This is a genomic window from Nocardia sp. NPDC059240 (assembly GCF_042753865.1).
Taxonomy (GTDB): Bacteria; Actinomycetota; Actinomycetes; order Mycobacteriales; family Mycobacteriaceae; genus Nocardia.
Window position 1 is genome coordinate 170,242 of record NZ_JBHZAC010000008.1, and the last position, 18,365, is coordinate 188,606.

The 18,365-nt window shown below is 67.5% G+C and carries 19 protein-coding genes; 8 read left to right on the forward strand and 11 right to left on the reverse strand.

All coding sequences use genetic code 11. From position 1 onward, the window contains the following. Positions 1-9: 9 nt before the first annotated feature. The 6 genes from ACFXHA_RS28230 (at position 10) to ACFXHA_RS28255 (ending at position 5,526) form a co-directional block, all read left to right on the forward strand. Positions 10-912 (forward strand): protein phosphatase 2C domain-containing protein, encoded by a 903-nt coding sequence (locus ACFXHA_RS28230; protein ID WP_379361931.1) that lies wholly within the window; start codon positions 10-12, stop codon positions 910-912. Between the two features lie 2 nt (positions 913-914). Beyond that, positions 915-2,207 (forward strand): VWA domain-containing protein, encoded by a 1,293-nt coding sequence (locus ACFXHA_RS28235; protein ID WP_379361933.1) that lies wholly within the window; start codon positions 915-917, stop codon positions 2,205-2,207. A gap of 11 nt (positions 2,208-2,218) precedes the next feature. Continuing rightward, positions 2,219-2,893: an FHA domain-containing protein gene (locus ACFXHA_RS28240; protein WP_379361935.1), complete on the forward strand. Its 675-nt coding sequence runs from the start codon at positions 2,219-2,221 to the stop codon at positions 2,891-2,893. After that, positions 2,890-4,344 (forward strand): hypothetical protein, encoded by a 1,455-nt coding sequence (locus ACFXHA_RS28245; protein ID WP_379361937.1) that lies wholly within the window; start codon positions 2,890-2,892, stop codon positions 4,342-4,344. Before ACFXHA_RS28240 ends, ACFXHA_RS28245 begins: the two co-directional genes overlap by 4 nt. Before the next feature lie 41 nt (positions 4,345-4,385). After that, entirely contained in the window at positions 4,386-4,997 is a 612-nt protein-coding gene (locus tag ACFXHA_RS28250; RefSeq protein WP_379361939.1) for a hypothetical protein, read from the forward strand. A 91-nt stretch (positions 4,998-5,088) separates the two neighbouring features. After that, positions 5,089-5,526 carry an SRPBCC family protein gene (locus tag ACFXHA_RS28255; protein WP_379361941.1) on the forward strand — a complete coding sequence of 146 codons (438 nt, stop codon included), beginning with the start codon at positions 5,089-5,091 and terminating at the stop codon, positions 5,524-5,526. 16 nt (positions 5,527-5,542) lie between these two features. Here the strand turns inward: ACFXHA_RS28255 and ACFXHA_RS28260 are convergent, their stop codons facing one another. Together ACFXHA_RS28260 and pdxS are read right to left on the reverse strand one after the other, a co-directional pair. Then, positions 5,543-6,382, reverse strand: a complete 840-nt coding sequence (locus ACFXHA_RS28260) for an MHYT domain-containing protein (RefSeq protein ID WP_379361943.1) — start codon at positions 6,380-6,382, stop codon at positions 5,543-5,545. Positions 6,383-6,698: 316 nt separating this feature from the next. Continuing rightward, the gene (gene pdxS, locus ACFXHA_RS28265) at positions 6,699-7,601 is read right to left on the reverse strand and encodes a pyridoxal 5'-phosphate synthase lyase subunit PdxS (RefSeq protein ID WP_379361945.1); all 903 of its coding nucleotides are present in this window, start codon (positions 7,599-7,601) and stop codon (positions 6,699-6,701) included. 400 nt (positions 7,602-8,001) lie between these two features. Between pdxS and ACFXHA_RS28270 the strand changes: the two genes are divergently transcribed. After that, on the forward strand, positions 8,002-9,270 hold the full coding sequence (locus ACFXHA_RS28270) for a hypothetical protein (protein ID WP_379361947.1): 1,269 nt from the start codon (positions 8,002-8,004) through the stop codon (positions 9,268-9,270). A gap of 9 nt (positions 9,271-9,279) precedes the next feature. Here the strand turns inward: ACFXHA_RS28270 and ACFXHA_RS28275 are convergent, their stop codons facing one another. Further along, positions 9,280-9,948: a hypothetical protein gene (locus ACFXHA_RS28275; RefSeq protein ID WP_379361949.1), complete on the reverse strand. Its 669-nt coding sequence runs from the start codon at positions 9,946-9,948 to the stop codon at positions 9,280-9,282. A 147-nt stretch (positions 9,949-10,095) separates the two neighbouring features. On the opposite strand from ACFXHA_RS28275, the gene ACFXHA_RS28280 reads away from it, so the two are divergent. After that, positions 10,096-10,854 carry an SUKH-3 domain-containing protein gene (locus tag ACFXHA_RS28280; protein WP_379361951.1) on the forward strand — a complete coding sequence of 253 codons (759 nt, stop codon included), beginning with the start codon at positions 10,096-10,098 and terminating at the stop codon, positions 10,852-10,854. Between the two features lie 40 nt (positions 10,855-10,894). On the opposite strand, the gene ACFXHA_RS28285 is transcribed toward ACFXHA_RS28280, so the two are convergent. The 8 genes from ACFXHA_RS28285 to pgsA form a co-directional block, all read right to left on the reverse strand. Beyond that, complete coding sequence (locus tag ACFXHA_RS28285; protein WP_379361953.1) at positions 10,895-11,260, reverse strand: type II toxin-antitoxin system PemK/MazF family toxin; 366 nt, start codon at positions 11,258-11,260, stop codon at positions 10,895-10,897. Continuing rightward, entirely contained in the window at positions 11,257-11,499 is a 243-nt protein-coding gene (locus tag ACFXHA_RS28290; RefSeq protein WP_379361955.1) for a hypothetical protein, read from the reverse strand. The genes ACFXHA_RS28285 and ACFXHA_RS28290 overlap by 4 nt, the downstream gene beginning before the upstream one ends. Before the next feature lie 81 nt (positions 11,500-11,580). Beyond that, entirely contained in the window at positions 11,581-13,170 is a 1,590-nt protein-coding gene (locus ACFXHA_RS28295) for a hypothetical protein (RefSeq protein WP_379361957.1), read from the reverse strand. A gap of 156 nt (positions 13,171-13,326) precedes the next feature. Then, entirely contained in the window at positions 13,327-14,340 is a 1,014-nt protein-coding gene (locus tag ACFXHA_RS28300; RefSeq protein WP_379361959.1) for a ParB/Srx family N-terminal domain-containing protein, read from the reverse strand. Between the two features lie 167 nt (positions 14,341-14,507). Next, positions 14,508-15,548: an NUDIX domain-containing protein gene (locus tag ACFXHA_RS28305; protein WP_379362299.1), complete on the reverse strand. Its 1,041-nt coding sequence runs from the start codon at positions 15,546-15,548 to the stop codon at positions 14,508-14,510. Beyond that, complete coding sequence (locus tag ACFXHA_RS28310) at positions 15,548-16,672, reverse strand: glycosyltransferase family 4 protein (RefSeq protein ID WP_379361961.1); 1,125 nt, start codon at positions 16,670-16,672, stop codon at positions 15,548-15,550. The genes ACFXHA_RS28305 and ACFXHA_RS28310 overlap by 1 nt, the downstream gene beginning before the upstream one ends. Next, positions 16,669-17,679, reverse strand: a complete 1,011-nt coding sequence (locus ACFXHA_RS28315) for a phosphatidylinositol mannoside acyltransferase (RefSeq protein ID WP_379361963.1) — start codon at positions 17,677-17,679, stop codon at positions 16,669-16,671. Before ACFXHA_RS28315 ends, ACFXHA_RS28310 begins: the two co-directional genes overlap by 4 nt. After that, positions 17,676-18,347, reverse strand: coding sequence for a phosphatidylinositol phosphate synthase (gene pgsA / locus ACFXHA_RS28320; RefSeq protein WP_379361965.1), 672 nt, complete (start codon positions 18,345-18,347; stop codon positions 17,676-17,678). Before pgsA ends, ACFXHA_RS28315 begins: the two co-directional genes overlap by 4 nt. Between the last annotated feature and the right edge of the window lie 18 nt (positions 18,348-18,365).

Sequence of the window (18,365 nt, forward strand, 5' to 3'; positions counted from 1 at the left end):
CGAGGGGTGATGACGACCACAGCGGAGGAGACCGGCGTGTGCCCGGAATGCGGGATCGCGGTCGCCGACGACGACCGCTTCTGTGAGGACTGCGGCGCGAACCTGACCGGCGAGGTGGTGGCGACCGTCCCCGATCGGCACGAACTGGATCTGGGTGTGGTCGCCGCGGTCACCGATCGTGGAAAACGCCACGCGCACAACGAGGATGCGATGGCGCTGCGGGTGCTGGAGTCCGGGGTCCGCGTCCTGGTGGTGTGCGACGGCGTGTCCAGCTCCGATCACGCCGACGACGCCTCCGCCCGTGCCGCCGCGACCGCCGCGCAACGGCTGGCCGCGGAGCTCACCGGCGGGCTGGGTGCCGAAGCGGCGACCATCCTGGCCATCGGCGCGGCCGCCGACGCGGTAGCGGCGCTGGGCGAAAACGGTGACCGCACACCGTCGTGCACCATCGTTACCGCGGTGGTCACCAGCGGTGCGGTCACCGTCGGGTCCATCGGCGACAGCCGCGTCTACTGGCTGACCGGCGAACCGTCTGGCACTCCGGCACGCAAGCTGAGCACCGACGATTCCGTCGCGGCCGGACTGGTGGAGCTCGGCGTGGACGAGGCGACCGCCATGTCCATGCCGGACGCGCACACCCTGACCGCCTGGCTCGGGGCGGACGCGGACCGCATCGAACCCCATGTCCGCACGTTCATCCCGGACGGGCCGGGCGTGGTGCTGGTGTGCAGCGACGGCCTGTGGAACTACTTCCCGGCCGCCACCACCCTGACCGAACTTGCCCTGCCACAAGCCCTCACCGATCCGCTGGCCGCGGCCCATCAGCTCGCCGATGCCGCGCTGGCCGCCGGTGGCGGCGACAACATCACCGTGGCCGTCGCACCGTTTCGCTCACTCTCGAGGAACTACTGACCATGAACGAGCCCTTGGGTTTCCAGATCGAGACCTTCCAGAACGAGTACCTGCCCGCGGGCGCCACCCGGGTGAACGCGGTGGTCACCGTGACCGCGACCGGCGGCGGTGCGATGCCGGTCGGCGGCGGGGCCGCCGAGGTGATCATCGTCGACTGCTCGGGCAGCATGGATCACAGCTACGGCAAGCTGGCCGCCGCCAAGAACGCCACCGCGGCCGCCATTTCGGCGGTGCGCGACGGCGTCGAATTCGCGGTCGTGGCGGGCACCGATGTGGCCCGCATGGTGTATCCGGTGACGCCGACGCTGATCACCGCCACCCCCGGCAACAAGGCCAATGCCATTGCCGCGGTGCAGAACTTGCGAGCCGGCGGCGGCACCGCGATCGGCACCTGGCTGCGGCTGGCGCGGCAGCTGTTCGGCACCCGCGACGGCCTGCGCCACGCCATCCTGTTGACCGACGGGCGCGACGAGCACGAGACCCCGCAACAGCTCGATGCCGAAATCGCGTCCAGCACCGGTGTTTACGTCTGCGACTGCCGCGGCGTCGGCACCGACTGGGAGATCGCGGAACTGCGCAAGGTCTCCACGGCGCTGCTGGGCACCTGCGATATCGTCGCCGATCCCAAGGATCTGGCGGCCGACTTCCAGGCCATGACCACCGCCGCCATGGGCAAGGCGGTCGCCGATGTCTCGCTGCGGCTGTGGACCCCGCGCGGGGCGAGCGTGAAGTTCGTCAAGCAGGTCGCGCCCGCGCTGATGGACCTGACCGGGCGGCGCACCGAAACCGGTACGCAGACCGGCGAATACCCGACTGGATCCTGGGGCGGGGCGGAGAGCCGCGACTACCACATCTGCGTCGAGGTCGCGGCGGGCGCCGTCGGCGATGTGATGCTCGCCGGACGGGTCGCCCTGGTGCGCGGCCGCGGCGATCAGGCCGAGGTGCTCGGGCAGGGGCTGGTCAAGGCCGTGTGGACCGATGATGTGGTGCAGTCCAGCAAGATCAGCCCCGAAGTGGCCCACTACACCGGGCAGGCCGAGCTGGCGGGCGTCATCCAGGAGGGGCTGGCCGCGCGCCGCGACGGCGATCTCGACACGGCCACCCGCAAACTCGGGCGGGCGGTGCAGATCGCGGCGGCGTCGGGCAATCAGGACACGGCCAAGCTGCTCGAGGGCGTGGTCGACGTGCTCGACGCACGCACGGGGACGGTGCGATTGAAGTCCGCCGTCGCCAAGGCCGATGAGATGACCCTCGATACGCGGTCGACCAAGACCTCCCGCGTGCACAAGCGGTGAAGGGGGACTCGATGGCGAGCTGTCCGGCCGGACACGATTCGGCGGCCGACGATTACTGCGACATCTGCGGACTACTCATGGGAGCGGGCGAAAAGCCCACGCCCGCAGCGGAACCCGCGGGCGCGCCCTGCCCGGTGTGCGGGGAACCGCAGACCGGACGGTTCTGCGAGGGCTGCAGCTACGACTTCGTGGCAGGCAGCGCGCCCGCCGCGACCGTCTCGCTGCTCGCACCGACCGTCGTCGCACCGGTTGCCGTGCCCGTGCCCGTGCCCCTGCCTGTGCAATCGGCCTGGACGGCAACCGTTTCCGCCGACCGCGAGTATTTCGACAGCATGCGGGCCGAAGACGACGACGTGGAATTCCCGGCATACTGCCCCGAACGCGTCTTCGCGCTCGCCGGCCGGCAGGTGCGGGTGGGCCGCTTCAGCGCGTCCAAGGGGATCGATCCGGAGATCGATCTGACCGGGCCCCCGCAGGATCCGGGCATCTCCCACCTGCACGTGCTGTTCGTCGCTCAGCCCGAGAACCGCTGGGCCATCATCGATCTCGGCTCCACCAACGGCACCCGCGTCAATGCGGCCGCCGATCCCATCCCGCGCGGGCAGGCGGTGCCGGTGTGCCCCGGCGACCGAATCCACCTGGGCGCGTGGACCACTCTCACCGTGAAGCAGGACCCCGCGTCATGACGACGATGCTCACCCGTCCCCCGGCTCCCCGCACCGACGCCGCCCCCGGCCCGCTCGCCCGAGTCCGCGCCCTGCTGCCGACCCGGGCGGACACGCCCGGCTGGATCCGGCTGCTCGCGGTGGTGGCGGTGCTGCTCACGGTGATCACGGCGCTGGTGATGACCGCCGACGCCCGCTCCACCAAGCGCGGTATCCAGGTCATCGGCGGCCATACCGCGCCGACCGTGACCGCCACCGAGGACCTGTACTTCGCCCTCGCCGATATGGACGCACAGCTGGCCGATGTGCTGCTGGCCGGCGACGATTCGAGCCTGGCCACGGTGCGCAAGAACGCGTTGAGCACCTATGACCAGCGTCGTGTACAGGCCGACGGCGACCTGCAGCAGGCCATGACCATCGCCACCGATAACGCTGCCTCCCAGCAGATCCGGGAGCTGCTCGACCGGTTCGGGCAGTACCAGGCGGCCGCCGCGGACACCATTCAGCTCGCCGATATCGACCACGGCGCCGCGGGACAGCCGTCAGCGCGGACGCTGGAGTCCTACCGGGCGGCCACCGGGATGGTGCCGGACCTGCTGCAGCGGGCCCAGCAGCTGGCCGACGCCAACAACACGGTGCTGACCAAGGCGTATCAGAACAGTGAGCACACCACCGTCGCCGCGCGGATCCGCATTGCGGTGCTGGGTGTGCTGCTGCTCGCGGTGCTGGTCGGGCTGCAATACGTCATGCGGGTGACATTGCGCCGCCGGGTCAATCCGGCGGTCGCGGCCACCACCGTGCTCGCCGCGGCCCTGCTGCTCAGCGGATACACCGCGAATGCCGCTGCGGCGCACGAACTCACGATCGCCAAGCAGGATGCGTTCGACTCGCTGCTGGCACTGCGCCAGGCGCGGGCGCTGAGCTACGACGCCAATGCCGACGAGAGCCGGTTCCTGCTCGATCCGACGCACGTGCCGAGCTACCAGCAGAGCTACTTCGACAAGTCGCAACGGCTGGTCGGGACCCCAGCCAACGGCATCGACGACTACTCGAGCAGCGTCGACAAGGTCGTCGCCGTGACCAAGACCGGCCCGGTGACGGTCGGCGAGAACTCCTTCCTCGGCAAGGAATTCCGCAACCTCACCTTCCTCGGGGAGCACGACGCGGCCCTGCGAAGCCTCGTCGCCTACCAGGCGTACCAGCACGACGACCACACTCTGCGCGGGCTGGCCGGAAGCGATCTGCGAGCCGCTATCGCCCTGGACACGGGCGCGTCCAACGACCATTTCGCGGCCTACGACAAGGCTTTGCAGGGAACTATCGAGATCAATCAGCAGGCGTTCGACGCCGCGATCGCCCGGGGTGAGGACAATCTGTCGGGCTGGGACGCCTGGCTGCCCTACGGCGCCGCGGTGCTGTTCGCGGTGCTGGTCCTCGTCGGAGTACGGCCGCGGCTGGCCGAATATCGCTGACCCGGCGATCCCGGGCACGAGACCTCGAGCATGATGGTCTCGTGCCCGATTTCACCGCCCTCTCCCCCGACGCCCTGCTCGACCTGATCGCCGAACGGGCCATGGGGACGCCGGGATACGCGGTGATCGCCGTCGACGGTGCGGACGCGGCCGACCCGCTCACGGTGGCCCGGGGTGCCGCCGAGCGACTGCGCGCGCGGGGTCGAGGCGCGGACGTGGTGTCGCTGCACGATTTCGTGCGGCCCGCCTCGGTACGACTGGAATACGATCGCGACAGCGAATTCACCTACCGCACCGGCTGGTTCGACTACGCGGCCGTGAATCGTGAAGTGCTCAAACCGCTTCGGGACACGGGGCGGTTCCTGCCGGCGCTGTGGGACGAACACGCCGACCGCTCCGCCCGCGCCAGGGTCCGGCAGGCATTGCCGGACACCATCCTGTTCCTCGCGGGTCCCATGCTGCTCGGCCGCGGCCTCGACTTCGATCTGACCATCGCCCTGCACATGTCGCAGGGCGCCTTGCGCCGCCGCACCGATCCGGCCGACATGTTCACGGTGGACGGCCTGCTCGAATATCAGCGCGGACAGCACCAGGACCCTGACCTGCTGGTCGCCTGGGATCATCCGGACCGCCCGGCGCTGCGTATCGGTTAGGGGTCGCACAAGATCGATCCGCGGTCGCGCGGGTCGCACGGTCGTAGGCTGAGAGGTCCGAATCGCAGTTGTCGAAGCGAAAGGATTGACCATGCCTGCCGCATCACGCACGGTGACCGTCGCACGGCCGATCGGCGAGGTGTTCGCGTACTTCGCGGACGCCACCAACAGTGCCCAATGGCGCTCGGGCGTCAAAGAGATCACCGCGGAAGGCGAGCCCGCCGTGGGCACCGTCTACCGCCAGACGGTCTCCGGCCCCGGCGGCCGCGGCGTCTCCGCCGACGTCCGGATCACCGATTACGTCCCCGACCGGAAGGTCGTCCTCGAAGGCATCTCAGGACCGCTTCGACCGACCGTCTCCTACCTGTTCGCCCCCACGGCCGACGGCACCGAAGTGACTTTCTCCCTCGCGGCCGAACTCTCCGGCCTCAAGAAGCTCCTCATGAACGGCCCGGTCCAGAAGACCATGACCGCCGAGGTGGCCGGACTCGACCGGGCCAAGGCACTGCTCGAATCCGGCTCCGCCTAGCGGAAACGGGTCTCCGTCACCACCGGCGATGGCGGGATTCGTAGCTGTCGGTGGGGTACTCGTCGTCGGGGTCGGTCTCGGTGTGGCGGGCGGGCCAGAAGCGGCTGGCGTACTGGCCGCGGATGCGGCTGAGGTCGGGCTCGTCGATCTCGGTGATGCCGACCTGGAAGAGCATGATCATGGTGGCCATGCTGACCGTGATGATCAGCGGCGCGAGCAGTTGCGCGGGTTGTGCGCCGGAGGGCGAGTGGATGTGGTCGGCCATGTGCGCATGCATGGCGAACATGCCGGTGTAGTGCATGCCGCACACGGCGATGCCCATGATGAGGGCGGCGGCGATGGTGGCGAAGATGCCGCTGACATGCAGGGCGAACCAGAGCGCCGCGGTGGCGGCGACGACCGCGATCACCAACGACAGCAGCACGATCCAGGGGTCGTACTGCACGGCCGCATCGGTTTTCATCGCGTACATACCGGAGTAGTGCATGGCCCCGACGCCGAGTCCGGTGATGGTGCCGCCGGTGATCAACGCGAACGCCTCCCCGTGCTGATGCACGACGATGTACAGCCCCAGCCACACCACCCCCATCGCGATCGCCGCACTGAACAGCGTGATCGGGATGTTGTATCGAATGGTGCTGTCCTGCACCGAGAATCCGAGCATGGCGATGAAATGCATGACCCAGATGCCGGTGCCGCCCAATGCGATCGCCCCGGTCACGATCCAGCCGCCATGCCCCTGCTGATTGCGCGCCCGCACCATGCACCGGAGCGCCAGCAACGACCCGGTGACGGACATGACGTAGGCCAGAACGGGGGTCAGCCACCCATAGGTGAATTGGTCGATTGCCAGCATGCGGGCTCCTTGCCGGACGAGCGAAATATGACTGTTCACCGGTGACCGATCCGAAGACTAGCGAGATAACACCAGGCAGTAAATTTGCCGCAGTACAGTTCGAGAAAATTAGCTGAGTTTGCTGGGCGGTATGCACGCAGGTAGCCGGTGGTATGGCCGACCCCCGCGGCCCACATACCTCGCGTCTGCCGTCCTTGACATCTAGCACCCACCCCGCAACCCCAATAGGGCCGAAAGTCCCTCGCCCACAATGAAAAAACCGCCGGGCCCCTGGACGGGTACCGGCGGTTCCTGTATTCGCTTGTCGTGCAGGTAATTACCAGCCGCGCTCGGCGAGGCGGTGCGGCTGCGGGATCTCCTCCACATTGATGCCGACCATGGCCTCACCCAGACCGCGCGACACCTTCGCCAGCACGTCCGGGTCGTCGTGGAAGGTGGTGGCCTTGACGATGGCGGCGGCGCGCTCGGCCGGGTTGCCGGACTTGAAGATGCCGGAGCCGACGAAGACGCCCTCGGCGCCGAGCTGCATCATCATGGCGGCGTCGGCCGGGGTGGCGATGCCACCGGCGGTGAACATCACGACCGGGAGCTTGCCGGTCTCGGCGACCTCGGCGACCAGCTCGTAGGGGGCCTGCAGTTCCTTGGCGGCCACGTACAGCTCGTCCTTGGACAGCGAGGTCAGGCGACGGATCTCGCCGCGGATGGTGCGCATGTGGGTGGTGGCGTTGGAGACGTCACCGGTGCCGGCCTCACCCTTGGAGCGAATCATGGCCGCGCCCTCGGTGATCCGGCGCAGCGCCTCACCCAGGTTGGTCGCGCCACACACGAACGGGATGGTGAAGGCGAACTTGTCGATGTGGTTGGCGTAGTCGGCCGGGGTCAGCACCTCGGACTCGTCGATGTAGTCGACACCGAGCGACTGCAGGATCTGCGCCTCGACGAAGTGGCCGATGCGGGCCTTCGCCATGACCGGGATGGAGACCGCGGAGATGATGCCGTCGATCATGTCCGGATCCGACATGCGGGACACGCCACCCTGGGCGCGAATGTCGGCCGGCACCCGCTCGAGCGCCATGACTGCGACGGCGCCCGCATCCTCGGCGATCTTCGCCTGGTCCGGCGTGACGACATCCATGATCACACCGCCCTTCAGCATCTCGGCCATGCCGCGCTTGACGCGGGCGGTTCCGATGGTGGGGGTGGTGTCGGGCGTGGTCACGGCAAACTCCTGGGTCATGTGGGCCAATCGGGACGCTCGGAATCGAACAGGTCGATTCTAGGCGTCCCTTCCAGGCCACTTCATAGCCAGTCCGACACGACTGGACTGGCTGGTCTGCCCGGGATGGCCGGCGTCACACTCCAGGGGCTACCGGATCGCTATCTACAGCGGTCCGACGACGAAGATCTTCGCCCAGTACTCGGCCGCGGACGAACCCATCAAGGGCTCGAGGAAGTCGTAGAGCAGGTATGACACGAATTACGTTCCTTCCACACACGGTCCACCGCTTCGTTACCGCGGCAAACCTCCCGTGACCTTATCCGAGACGGCCTCGGGAATCACCCCTTCGAACGCGAAACCCATTTGCGGACACCGCTTTCCTCCCCGAGGATCGACGGCGATGACTGAGAAACTGGAAAAGGTCCGGGGCCTGCTGGCCGTCGATGATGTGCGGGGTTCGATCTTCGTGCTCCGCGACGTCGTCGGTACCGGCGCACTGCCCGAGATCGCCGCGATCACGCGGGAACTGGCCGCGTACACCGGATTCGAGGATCTGAGCAAGGCCGCGGCCGTGGTGGCCTCGGGGTCCAGCGATCCGGACGCCTTCCTGCTCTTCGGCTTCGACTGCATCGAGCGCGGGCTGTCGTTCGCCGCGATCCCGGCGCTGCGGGCCGCGCTGCGCGGGGGCACCAGCAAACCCGCACTGGCCCTGGGCGAGCTGGTCACCGCGCTCGAGGACGAGCATCTGCATTGGGAGGCCGTGGCCGCACTGCTCGAGCAGGAGTCGATATTGCGGCCGTGGCCGGAGCGGTATCTGCTGGTCTACAACTCGATCATGAGCGGTGATCTCGGCCGGGCCCGAGCGGAATTCGCGCGGCTGCCCGAGCCGGACGACGAGCGCTGGGTGCCCACACGGGACCGGGTGCGGCGCATGCTGGAACGCGCGGATCTCGTCGGGGAACTCGGTGCCCAGGATCTGCGAGGCTGGCATTTCGCGCTGACCGGCGGATATCTGGCGACGGTTTCGCCGTGGGGGTACGCGTCGGGCATGAACGGCCGCTGGGCCTACCTCGGAGACAATCCGGCACTGTGCCGCAATACGCTCGACCGTGCGGCCCAGATCCTGCGTGTCGCCGGGCAGACTCCGCGCTCGGTGTCGTTGCTGCCCAACCACTCCGATCGCATTCTCGGCCTGGCCGCCGCCGAACTGTTCGGACTCCCGGCCGAGCCCTACGCACCCGGTCGGCCCGACACCCTGGTGGTCGCCCACGACCTGAACAATCTCGAACCGGAGGTGGCGGTCACCCTGCGTGAACGCGCCTCGGGCCAGATCCTGTTCGAGCATGCGACGTGCTGGACCAACCCACCGGTCGTCACCGCCGACATCAGTGGACTCCTGGTACAGATGGTGGAGCCTGGCTGGGGACCGCAGCGCCGCCTGATCGACGGTGAGATGGTGCTCGAACCCGGCGACGCCCGCCCGGACACCGAGATCGCCGCCGACATCGTCCACGCCGACCCCACGCCCGACCCGGGCGACGGTGAGACACCGCCAGATCCGGACGACATCCTCGCCCGCCTGGTCACCGTGACCCGGGACGCGTGGCTGACCGGCCCCCGGGACCGGGTGAATTCGCCCGGCCCGGTACCGAGTTCGCGGTTCCTCTGATGCGGTTGCTCAGCTCAGCGTGTACCGGTAGCGGCTGGTCGGGACCAGATCCAGATTCAGGTGCGCGCCGAAGCTGACGACGCTCTCCATCATGCGGGTGACGCGGCGCTGCAGTTCGGCGTCGTCGTCACCGGCGTCGTAGAACGCGTGGGCACTGGTCATGGCCGCCATCGGGAACAGCTCCTCGACGAGCGCGTCCGTCCGATTGCCCGGAGTGATGGCCTCTTTCACCGTGCTCTGCACATACCCGAAGGTGGCCTGCGTTTCGATAGCCACCGGCGTATGCAGGTCATGCCAGCGATGCAGCCACTCCTCCCGCGTCAGCTCCTCCGGAATCCGCAGAATCGCGATATTGGCCAGCGCGTCCATCCGCACCCCATCCGCGATCTCCGGCGGCTCGATCGGCGACCGCTCCTCCACGATCCACCCGTTGACGTCATCGGCCACGGATCGCAGTGCGGCAGTGACGGCCTCATGCTCCCCATCGGTCCACACACTCACCACCGCATCCACCGGCGACTCATACGTGCTGTGCCGCACCTGCGCGGCCGCGACGTCCGCATCCCGCACATTCACCTGCAGCACGCTCACCCCGGCGGAGGCCAACTCCTTCCGCAACTCCTCCCCCCGCAGCCGCTCCCCGACACCCTCGCCCCACACCACATACATCAACTTCATGCCGTATTTCCTTGCCGCAGATCACCGTTGACCGCCCCACGGTAACCCGACGCAAGATTCGAAATACCAGCTTTCACAATCCGATCCCACCCACCGGATCGGTTCCAGTGGCCACTCAGGCGATGCCGGCAAGGCAGAGTTGGTCGTGTGACACGGTTTACGTACGAGACCGAGCGTGTGCTTCGAGTTTCGGGATGGTGGCCCGGCAGGCAGATCGACACGACTGCATGGCGGGAGAGGATGGAACAGGGCGGGTTCCGTTGGAATGATGCGGCCGATCGATTCCTCGGTGAATTCGGGGGCCTGACCGTCGATATCTCGGGGTCCGGTATCACCGCCGCCCGTGTGCCCTTCGAACTCGATCCCGTCCTACTCGAAGGCGAGGACGACAGGTTCACCGAATGGGGCGAAGAAATCGGCGAGTCGATTGCGCCGCTCGGCGAGCTCGACTCCGGTCGCTTCTTCCTCGGCATGTCCGAGTCGGGTGTTGTCTATCTCGTGGTCGATTGGATCGCCTCCTACGGACCGGTCCCGGAGGCACTCGAATCGCTGATACTCGGTCGAGCTCCCACCACCATCGCGGACCTGACGACGATCGGAGTCCAGAACACAACGTATACCCAGGCATTCGAGACGGTGGTCAACCATTTCGGATCGAAGTGGAGTCATGGCACCTTCCACATCGACGATAAGGACATCGTCGAGACCGATGAGATGTATGTCTTCAATGTGGGCGCACGTGAGTGGCTCGTCGAGGGCGACGTGTCATACGCACTCGCAGGAGGCGTCCCCGTGGTCTACAAGGCCTCAGGCCAGCTGGGTTCACTCCCATCGGTGGCAGTAGCCACCAACCCCAATATTCGTATCAACCCCAACCCGAATCCGCGCTTCGCCCGCAACCCTTGAGAAGTACCCGATCCCACCCACCGGACCGGCTGCGCTTCCGTCAGGCATCCTCGAAAGGTGGATAGCCGCCGCTCGTACATTCCATGATCGCGTCCCGCACGCGCTCGACGACTGCTGGATCGACAACGGCCAACCGCGTCACGAGCCACATCTTGGGAATCGGTCGAATCTTGTACGGCAAGGCCTGAGCCGCAACATCATCCACGTGCCCGACATCGACGACCGTCGGGTAACTGGCTCGGTAACCGGTGACCAGCGGCACGCCCATTGCGACCTCGATAGGACCGCTGTTGACGGCGTCGTTGGACATGATGAGAACTCGATCAGCACCGATGTGCGACGGCTTTGCGCGTCCGGCGATACCCGGAAGGTAAGCCCAGACCTCGCCGCGACGAGGTCCGCTCACGGCGCGGCGATGGAGCCGTCGACAGCCGCGTATTCAGCTGCCAATTGTTCGAGGTAGGCAGGCGAAGTGTGGCCTTCTGCCTGTTCGATCGCGGCCGCATGCTCGACTGCCCGGCGCATCCGGTCTTCACGCAGCATCCGCTCGAGGACCGCCGCGACGCTGATTCCGTCCTGGCCGGCCACAGACCGCGCGTGCTCGAGTAAGTCCTCCTCGAGCCGCAGAGACGTTGAGACCTTCATAGCACCCAAACGTACCGCATTGCTGGAATACATATCTGTAATACGGAGCGGTGACACTCCCGGATTGGCCCCCGGTTGAAATCAGTCCCAGCGGTCGAGGGTGTAGGGGGTGCGGAGGGTGTCGGTGGTGACGTGGAAGGTGTGGTTGATGGTGCCTTTGGAGATGAGGAGGCCGCAGGCTTCGGCTTCGTCGCGGCCGGCGACGACTGCTTCGAGGGTGTGGGCCTCGAGGGTTTTGCGGATTTCGTGGAGGTCGCTGCGGAGGTAGGAGGGGAAGAAGCCGGCGCCCTTGGTGTAGCCGGTGTCGGTGGTTCCGGCGAGGGTGAACATGACGCTCTGTTCGCGGTGGGTTCGGTCCTCGTCGACGTTCCAGGTGGCGGGGTGGGCGACGACGGCGGTGACGTCACGGAGTTCGCCGGGCCGCAGGCCCCAGCGGGCAGGCGTCGAGCCGTCCACGTAGAGGTACCAGGTGACGGGGTTACGGTGGGTTTCGTTGTCCCACTGGATGATCGGGGGTGCCTCGGGGTTGGCGGCGGTCACCATCGCCCCGTAGGTGGTGGATCGGGTGGGGACCTCGAATTCGATGCGGTCGGCGTCGGGCAGGACCGTGCGGCGGAATTTCTCCCAGGTCATGACGATCGGGGACATGCCGGAATCGGTGGTGCGAGCGGACTTCTCGGCGGGGACCAGGTGGCCGAAGACGCCGCCGGAGGAGCGTTGCGGGCGGGGGCGGGGAGTCCACATCGGCCGGATGTCGGCGAGTTTCGCGAAGCGGCGCTCCAGCGCCCCCGCCGCCTGCAGGTCGCCGATCACCTTCTCCGCGCGCGCGATCATGGTGGCGGTGGGCGCGGCGGTCGGTCGCCGATACTGCAGCGGATGCATCTTCTCCGCGAATCGGCGCTGCACCGAGTCGAACGGCAGTCCCTCGGCGAGATCGCTGAGCAGGGTGCCGATCATCCCGCTCTTGACGTGGGTAAACCCGGCCGGTGCCGTCGCGGCTGCGAGCCAGATCAGGTTCTCGCGCTTGCGTTGTGCGGCCTCGCCACGGCCGTTCACCGCGTCGATCCGCTTGTGCAGATCCAGCAGCCACGTGCCCGCACCCAGTACCGCATCCGAGCGATACAACTGCTCACTGCGCAGCAATGCCACCGCCCGCTTGACGACATCGTGCGAGAACTCCCCCAGCGCCCGCGCCAAGGTCTCCCGATCGGCATTGCGCGCCGCCACGTATTGCGAGGTCGTCGCGAGCACGGCAGGCTTGTGCACCATCGCCGCCGGCGGCGTCACCGCCAGATGCGTCCACGAACCCTTTTCCGCGCGACCCCAATTCGTGGCCTCGTCCCGGAAAACCGAGACAATGGGCGCACTTTCGACCGCGGCCGCCAGCGCCGCGACGCCCTTCTCGTACTGCGGCGGCATCCCCTCCGCGGACCACAGTGCCGAACCGGCCCGCCCGTCCGCGTCGACCACGACCAGCCCGCCGTACCGCTGAACGAATTTCCGGCATGTGCCACAAGCGTTTTCGGCCGCAAGCTCCGGACTCAACGCGTCCAGAAACACCTCGTACAGCCCCTCCGACGCCACCCGGAACAACTCCGTACCCGCACCGACCGCGCCCTCGAACCGCCGCCGAACCCCGGCAAGCAACTCCTCATACCGATCGTCGGTCACACTCACACCCGTCGGCCCCGTCATACCCGTCCCTCCACAGCTCCCCGTCCCCAAGCGGACCGGCCCATGATATGCACTGGATTCCAGTATCGACCAAGGGAAATAGAGCCGGAGCTGCTCGCGCGGTAGCGGGAGCAGCTCCGGTGGGGGCGAGCGTCAGTGCGCGGCCTTGTAGGCCAGGGTGTAGGCGAGCTTGCCGGGCTTGGGGTCGGAGTAGGGCTTGGAGAGCTTGGCGAATTCCTTGTCGCTGAAGGCGGGGAGGGCGCCGAGCTGGCCGGCGGTGTAGCCGCCGTTGACCTGGGTGTTCGCGCCCAGGGCCACCATGGCCTGGGAGACGTTCTTGGTCAGGGTCAGGTAGGACTGCAGGTCGCCCATGTGGCCGGCGAGGGTGAGGTTGGGGTCGTTTTGGTGGGCGCGCAGCCAACGGCCCCAGTAGAACTCGTCGAAGCCGGGAGCGTTGTCGGTGGCGTAGCCGACGTCCTTGGCGAAGTAGAGCATGCCGCGGAACTGGTCGTTGCGCATGTCCTTCAGCGAGAAGGTGCGGGGCAGCTGGTGCGGCTTGATGGGCTTGTCGTTGTTGTCGTAGAGCCACGCCCAGTTCTTCTGCACCATCGTGTCCCAGAAGGCCGACTTGTTCAGGTTCGACAGGTTGCCGACGACCTTGAGCCGGATGTGCATGCCCGGGCCGCCGTCCGCTGTCTCCCAGAACGAACTCAGCGCGTGATGGCCGTCGGCCATGTACAGCTTGCCGTGCGGGCCGACCACGACGGTCTTGATGTCGTTGAGCGACGCGGCGGTCTCGCCACCGGGCTGCAGCTGGCAGGTGAACGTCTTGGCGTCGCGCAGGGTCGCGTTCGGCTGGGCCGAAGCGACACCGACCAGACCGCTGTCGGCGCACCAGTCGTCGAACTTCTTGTTGATGGCGTCCTTGCCCATCGTGTAACGGCCGAGCTTGTAATCGATCTCGTCGAAGCCGACGGACGGCTGGGTGGGCTTCACATCGCCGATCGCGACATCGACGATGTCACCGACCTTGGCGTCGCAGAACGACACGGCCTTGCGGGACGCGTGGCACGGGAAATTGCCGTTGGTGTTGTCGGCGGCCGCGACTCCGGCACTGCTACCGGCGATCGCCATGATCGCCAGCGCGGATCCGATGATCCGCTTCACGGGGTGGTTCATAACGCTCCGAGCTATCCGACGCCGGATTCCGGCGTCACATCCGAACCATCCGGATGCCGAGCGGACGTTATGAGCCTCGAATGACCAACCGGCCACCTGTCACCGGTAGCCGCGTGAACATCCCGCGACCGGACGGATGATCTTGATCAGTCGGGTCAGCGGATGGAACGGACTTCGGGGTCGATGGCGGCGTCCGCCGCTGTAATCGCTTCTGGGAGCAGCTGATCCAGATGGTAGGGATACACCGTTTCGCCCGAATGATCGATGTGGGCGATGTCGGTGGGGGTGCACCATTTGTTGCCGGTGATCGAGCGGCGTTCGACGTAGTCGAGGTTGGCGGGATTCACTTCGAAGTTCTTGGTGCGCAAGGCGAAGAAGAGTTCTTCGGAGCGGATGAGTTCGCCGTTGAAGGGGAAGACGGCGACGCGACGCCAGAGCGGGCCGCGCAGGGCGGAGGAGTCGGCGGCGAGGCCGGTTTCCTCGTAGAGTTCGCGAATCGCGGCCTCGCGCAGGGTTTCTCCGGGGTTGACGCCGCCGCCGACAGTGAACCAGAAGGGGACGTCGGGGACCTTGGGGTCGACGCCCTGCAGGAGCAGGACGCGGTCGTTCTCGTCGACGAGGATGACGCGGGCGGAGGTACGAACGGTGTCGACGTCCAAACCCGTTGAGGCGGCAGCGGTGACGCGTTCGGAGATCTCGAAGTAGGTGGGCAGCGGCGCGGTACCGGCGAGGTGGACCCAGCGGACCAGGCGGCGGGTGCGCAGGGCGAGGGTGTCGCGGACGGCGTCGTTGTGGAAGCGCCGCGCGATGAGGACGCGGGCCTCGGCGTCGGCCAGTTCGGCCACCAGCTGCGGGGGCAGCAGGGCAATGTCGACGGCGGAAAGTGCTGCGGCGAGCTGGTTTTCGACGGTTTCGCGGTCACGCCAGTTGGAGCGTTCGGCGCGGTCGGCCAGCGCGGTGAGGCGGCGGGCCTGCTCCACCAGGGCCGGGTCGTAGAGTCCGGCGAGGATGGTGGCGACCGCGCGGGCCACCACCGCGCGCCGGGCCAGGGCCGCGTCCAGGGCGTGGCGGGCCTGGTCGGTGCGCACGTGCAGCCGGTCGAGGCGGTTGGCGGTGCTGTAGGCCCAGACGGCGGCGGTGATGAGCAGCGCCGCGATGAGGGTGAGGACCAGGATGGTGGTCGCGGAGAAGGTGATCATCCGGCGGTCCGGACACGCATGTCGCCGACGGTGACGGTCTCGTAGACCCGCAGGATCTGTTCGGCCACGACCGGCCAATCATATTCGCCGACAACCTGATTGGCGGTGCGGATGTATTCCTCGCGCTGCTGGTCGTCGGTGAGCATGGTGGAGATGGCCTCGGCGAGACGCTCGGAGTCGCCGACCGGGACCAGCCGGCCCGCGGTACCGTCCCGCAGCACGCGTCGGAAAGCGTCGAGATCGCTTGCCACGACGGCGGTTCCGGCGGCCATGGCCTCGACCAGCACGATGCCGAAGCTCTCGCCGCCGAGATTGGGGGCGACGTAGACGTCGGCGCTGCGCATGGCCGAAGCCTTCTCGGCGTCGGAGACCTGCCCGAGAAAGCGCAGATGCCCGGCATTCTCGCCCGCCTCGCGCCGCAGCCGGTCCTCGTCACCGCGCCCGACGATCAGCACTTCGAGGCCCGGGTGCCGCCGCACCAGTTCCGGCAGCGCGCCGAGCAGCACGTCCATGCCCTTGCGCGGCTCGTCGAACCGGCCCAGGAACAGCACCGACTTCCCTTGCCGCGGATAACCTTCCAGCAACGGCGCGTGCGCGAACGCGGGAACGTCCACGCCATTGGGGATTTCGACGGCATCCCCGCCGAGCGCCTCCACCTGCCAGCGTCGCGCCAGCTCGCTCACCGCGATCCGGCCGCTGATCTTCTCGTGATACGGCCGCAGCACGCCCTGGAAAGTGCTGAGCACCAACGATTTCGTGGTCGAGGTGTGGAAGGTCGCCACGATCGGGCCTTCGGCGATCTTCAACGCCAGCATGGACAGGCTGGGCGCGTTGGGTTCGTGGATGTGCAGCACGTCGAAATCGTTCTCCGCGATCCACCGCCGAATACGCGTATAAGCGGTGGGTCCGAAGGACAGTCGCGCCACCGACCCGTTGTAGGGAATCGCCACGGCCTTACCGGCGGACACCACGAAGTCGGGCAGCGGTGTGTCGTCAGCGGCGGGCGCGAGCACGCTCACCTTGTGGCCGCGCTCGATGAGCACCTGCGCCAACTCCACGACATGCGCTTGCACGCCGCCCGGCACGTCGAACGAGTACGGGCAGACCATGCCGATCTTCATAGCGCCCCTGTTTCCGAGCCCTCGGAACCAGTGTCCGCCACCGGTTCCGCATACCCGAGTTTCGCCTGCGCGGCCGCGATGCGCTCCAACCGAGCCTGCGACAAATCAGCTTTCCACACGGGCTGCAGCATGTGCCAGTCCGCGGGATGGGCGGCGATATTGGCGGCGAACACGTCGGCGAGCGCCTGGGTGGCGGGGGCGATGCCCTGCGACACATCGATCGGCGCGAAGACTTCCATGCCCCAGCCCTCGCGCCCGTCGGCCTCGACGGTGTACCAGCAGTGCACGGGCAGCAGCGCCGCGCCGGTCTCCTGTGCCAGCTTGGCCGCACCCGCCGGCACCCAGGTCGGCTCCCCGAACATGGTGACCGGCACGCCTTTTCCGGTGAGGTCGCGCTCCCCCATTAGGCAGACGACCTTGTTGGCGCGCAGCCGGTCGGCCAACTGCGGGAACGGCGGCTGCTCACCGCCGGTCAGCGGGAACACCTCGAAACCGAGGCTCGCCCGGTACTCGATGAACCGCTCGAACAGCGACTCCGGCTTCAAACGCTCCTGGACCGTGGAGAACGGGCCGTGGTTCTGGACCAGCCAGACACCCGCCATATCCCAGTTGCCCGAATGCGGCAGTACCAGCAGCACGCCCTTGCCCGCCGCCAGCGCCGCATCGATGTACCGGTCGGCATTCTCGACGTGCAGTGCCGCACCCAAGGCCGCGTGATCCATCGACGGCAGCCGGAACGCCTCACGCCAGTAGCGGGCGTAGGACCGCATGGCGGCCTCGATCAGACTGTCGGGCACCGCGTCCGGGGTCGTACCCAGCACGTGTGCCATGTTGCGCCGCAACATGTTCGGCTGCCCGCGATGCGCCTTCTTGTTCGCCCGCCGGGCCGCGAAGTTGGCTCCCGCGTCGAATCCCTTGCGCACCATGCCTTCCGGCAGCGCGCGCACGATACGCCAACCGGCCGCGTACGCCTTGTCGGTCATCGCGGACGTGAAATCGGTGCTCACCGCTGCGGTTCCTCCGGAGCCTTCGCCACGGGGGCGATGATGTCGCGGGCACCGGGCGAATTGCGCACCGCCAGCACCCGCTGCAGGACGGTGATGATGCTGAGCACGGCGAGGGCGTACATGGCGGCGTAGACCGCGTAGGACAGCCACTCGATGCCGTAATAGCCGCCGATGCCGGTCAATCCGGCACCGACCAGCACGATGATCAAACGGTCGGGGCGCTCGATGAGCCCGCCGTCGGCGGACAGGCCGGACGCCTCGGCGCGCGCCTTGACATAGGAGATGACCTGCGAGGTCACCAGCACCACCAGTGTCGCCACGAACAGGTGCTTGGAGTTCTCGTGGTACACCGCCCACCAGGCCAGTCCGGCGAAGATGGCGCCGTCTGCCACTCGGTCGCAGCTGGCGTCCAGCACGGCACCGTATTTCGTGCCGCCGCCGCGCGCCCGCGCCATGGCCCCGTCCAGCATGTCGAACATGACGAACAGCCAGATCACCATGGTTCCCCAGAACAGGTGACCGGCCGGGAACAACGTCACCGCCGCCGCGATCGAGGCGGTGGTGCCGATGAGTGTCATCGCATCGGGGGTGAGCCCGGTGCTCACCAGCGCTTTGCCCAGGGGCGCAGTCGCTTTGGCGAACGTCTCGCGACCGAAGAAGCTCAGCACGCTACCCGTCGTCCTTCC

What these genes read in the sequence shown, in the direction of transcription:
- ACFXHA_RS28230 (WP_379361931.1), top strand. Translation starts at nt 10, where the DNA reads ATGACGACCACAGCGGAGGAGACCGGCGTGTGCCCGGAATGCGGGATC.
- ACFXHA_RS28235 (WP_379361933.1), top strand. Translation starts at nt 915, where the DNA reads ATGAACGAGCCCTTGGGTTTCCAGATCGAGACCTTCCAGAACGAGTAC.
- ACFXHA_RS28240 (WP_379361935.1), top strand. Translation starts at nt 2,219, where the DNA reads ATGGCGAGCTGTCCGGCCGGACACGATTCGGCGGCCGACGATTACTGC.
- ACFXHA_RS28245 (WP_379361937.1), top strand. Translation starts at nt 2,890, where the DNA reads ATGACGACGATGCTCACCCGTCCCCCGGCTCCCCGCACCGACGCCGCC.
- ACFXHA_RS28255 (WP_379361941.1), top strand. Translation starts at nt 5,089, where the DNA reads ATGCCTGCCGCATCACGCACGGTGACCGTCGCACGGCCGATCGGCGAG.
- ACFXHA_RS28260 (WP_379361943.1), bottom strand. Translation starts at nt 6,382, where the DNA reads ATGCTGGCAATCGACCAATTCACCTATGGGTGGCTGACCCCCGTTCTG.
- ACFXHA_RS28270 (WP_379361947.1), top strand. Translation starts at nt 8,002, where the DNA reads ATGACTGAGAAACTGGAAAAGGTCCGGGGCCTGCTGGCCGTCGATGAT.
- ACFXHA_RS28275 (WP_379361949.1), bottom strand. Translation starts at nt 9,948, where the DNA reads ATGAAGTTGATGTATGTGGTGTGGGGCGAGGGTGTCGGGGAGCGGCTG.
- ACFXHA_RS28290 (WP_379361955.1), bottom strand. Translation starts at nt 11,499, where the DNA reads ATGAAGGTCTCAACGTCTCTGCGGCTCGAGGAGGACTTACTCGAGCAC.
- ACFXHA_RS28310 (WP_379361961.1), bottom strand. Translation starts at nt 16,672, where the DNA reads ATGAAGATCGGCATGGTCTGCCCGTACTCGTTCGACGTGCCGGGCGGC.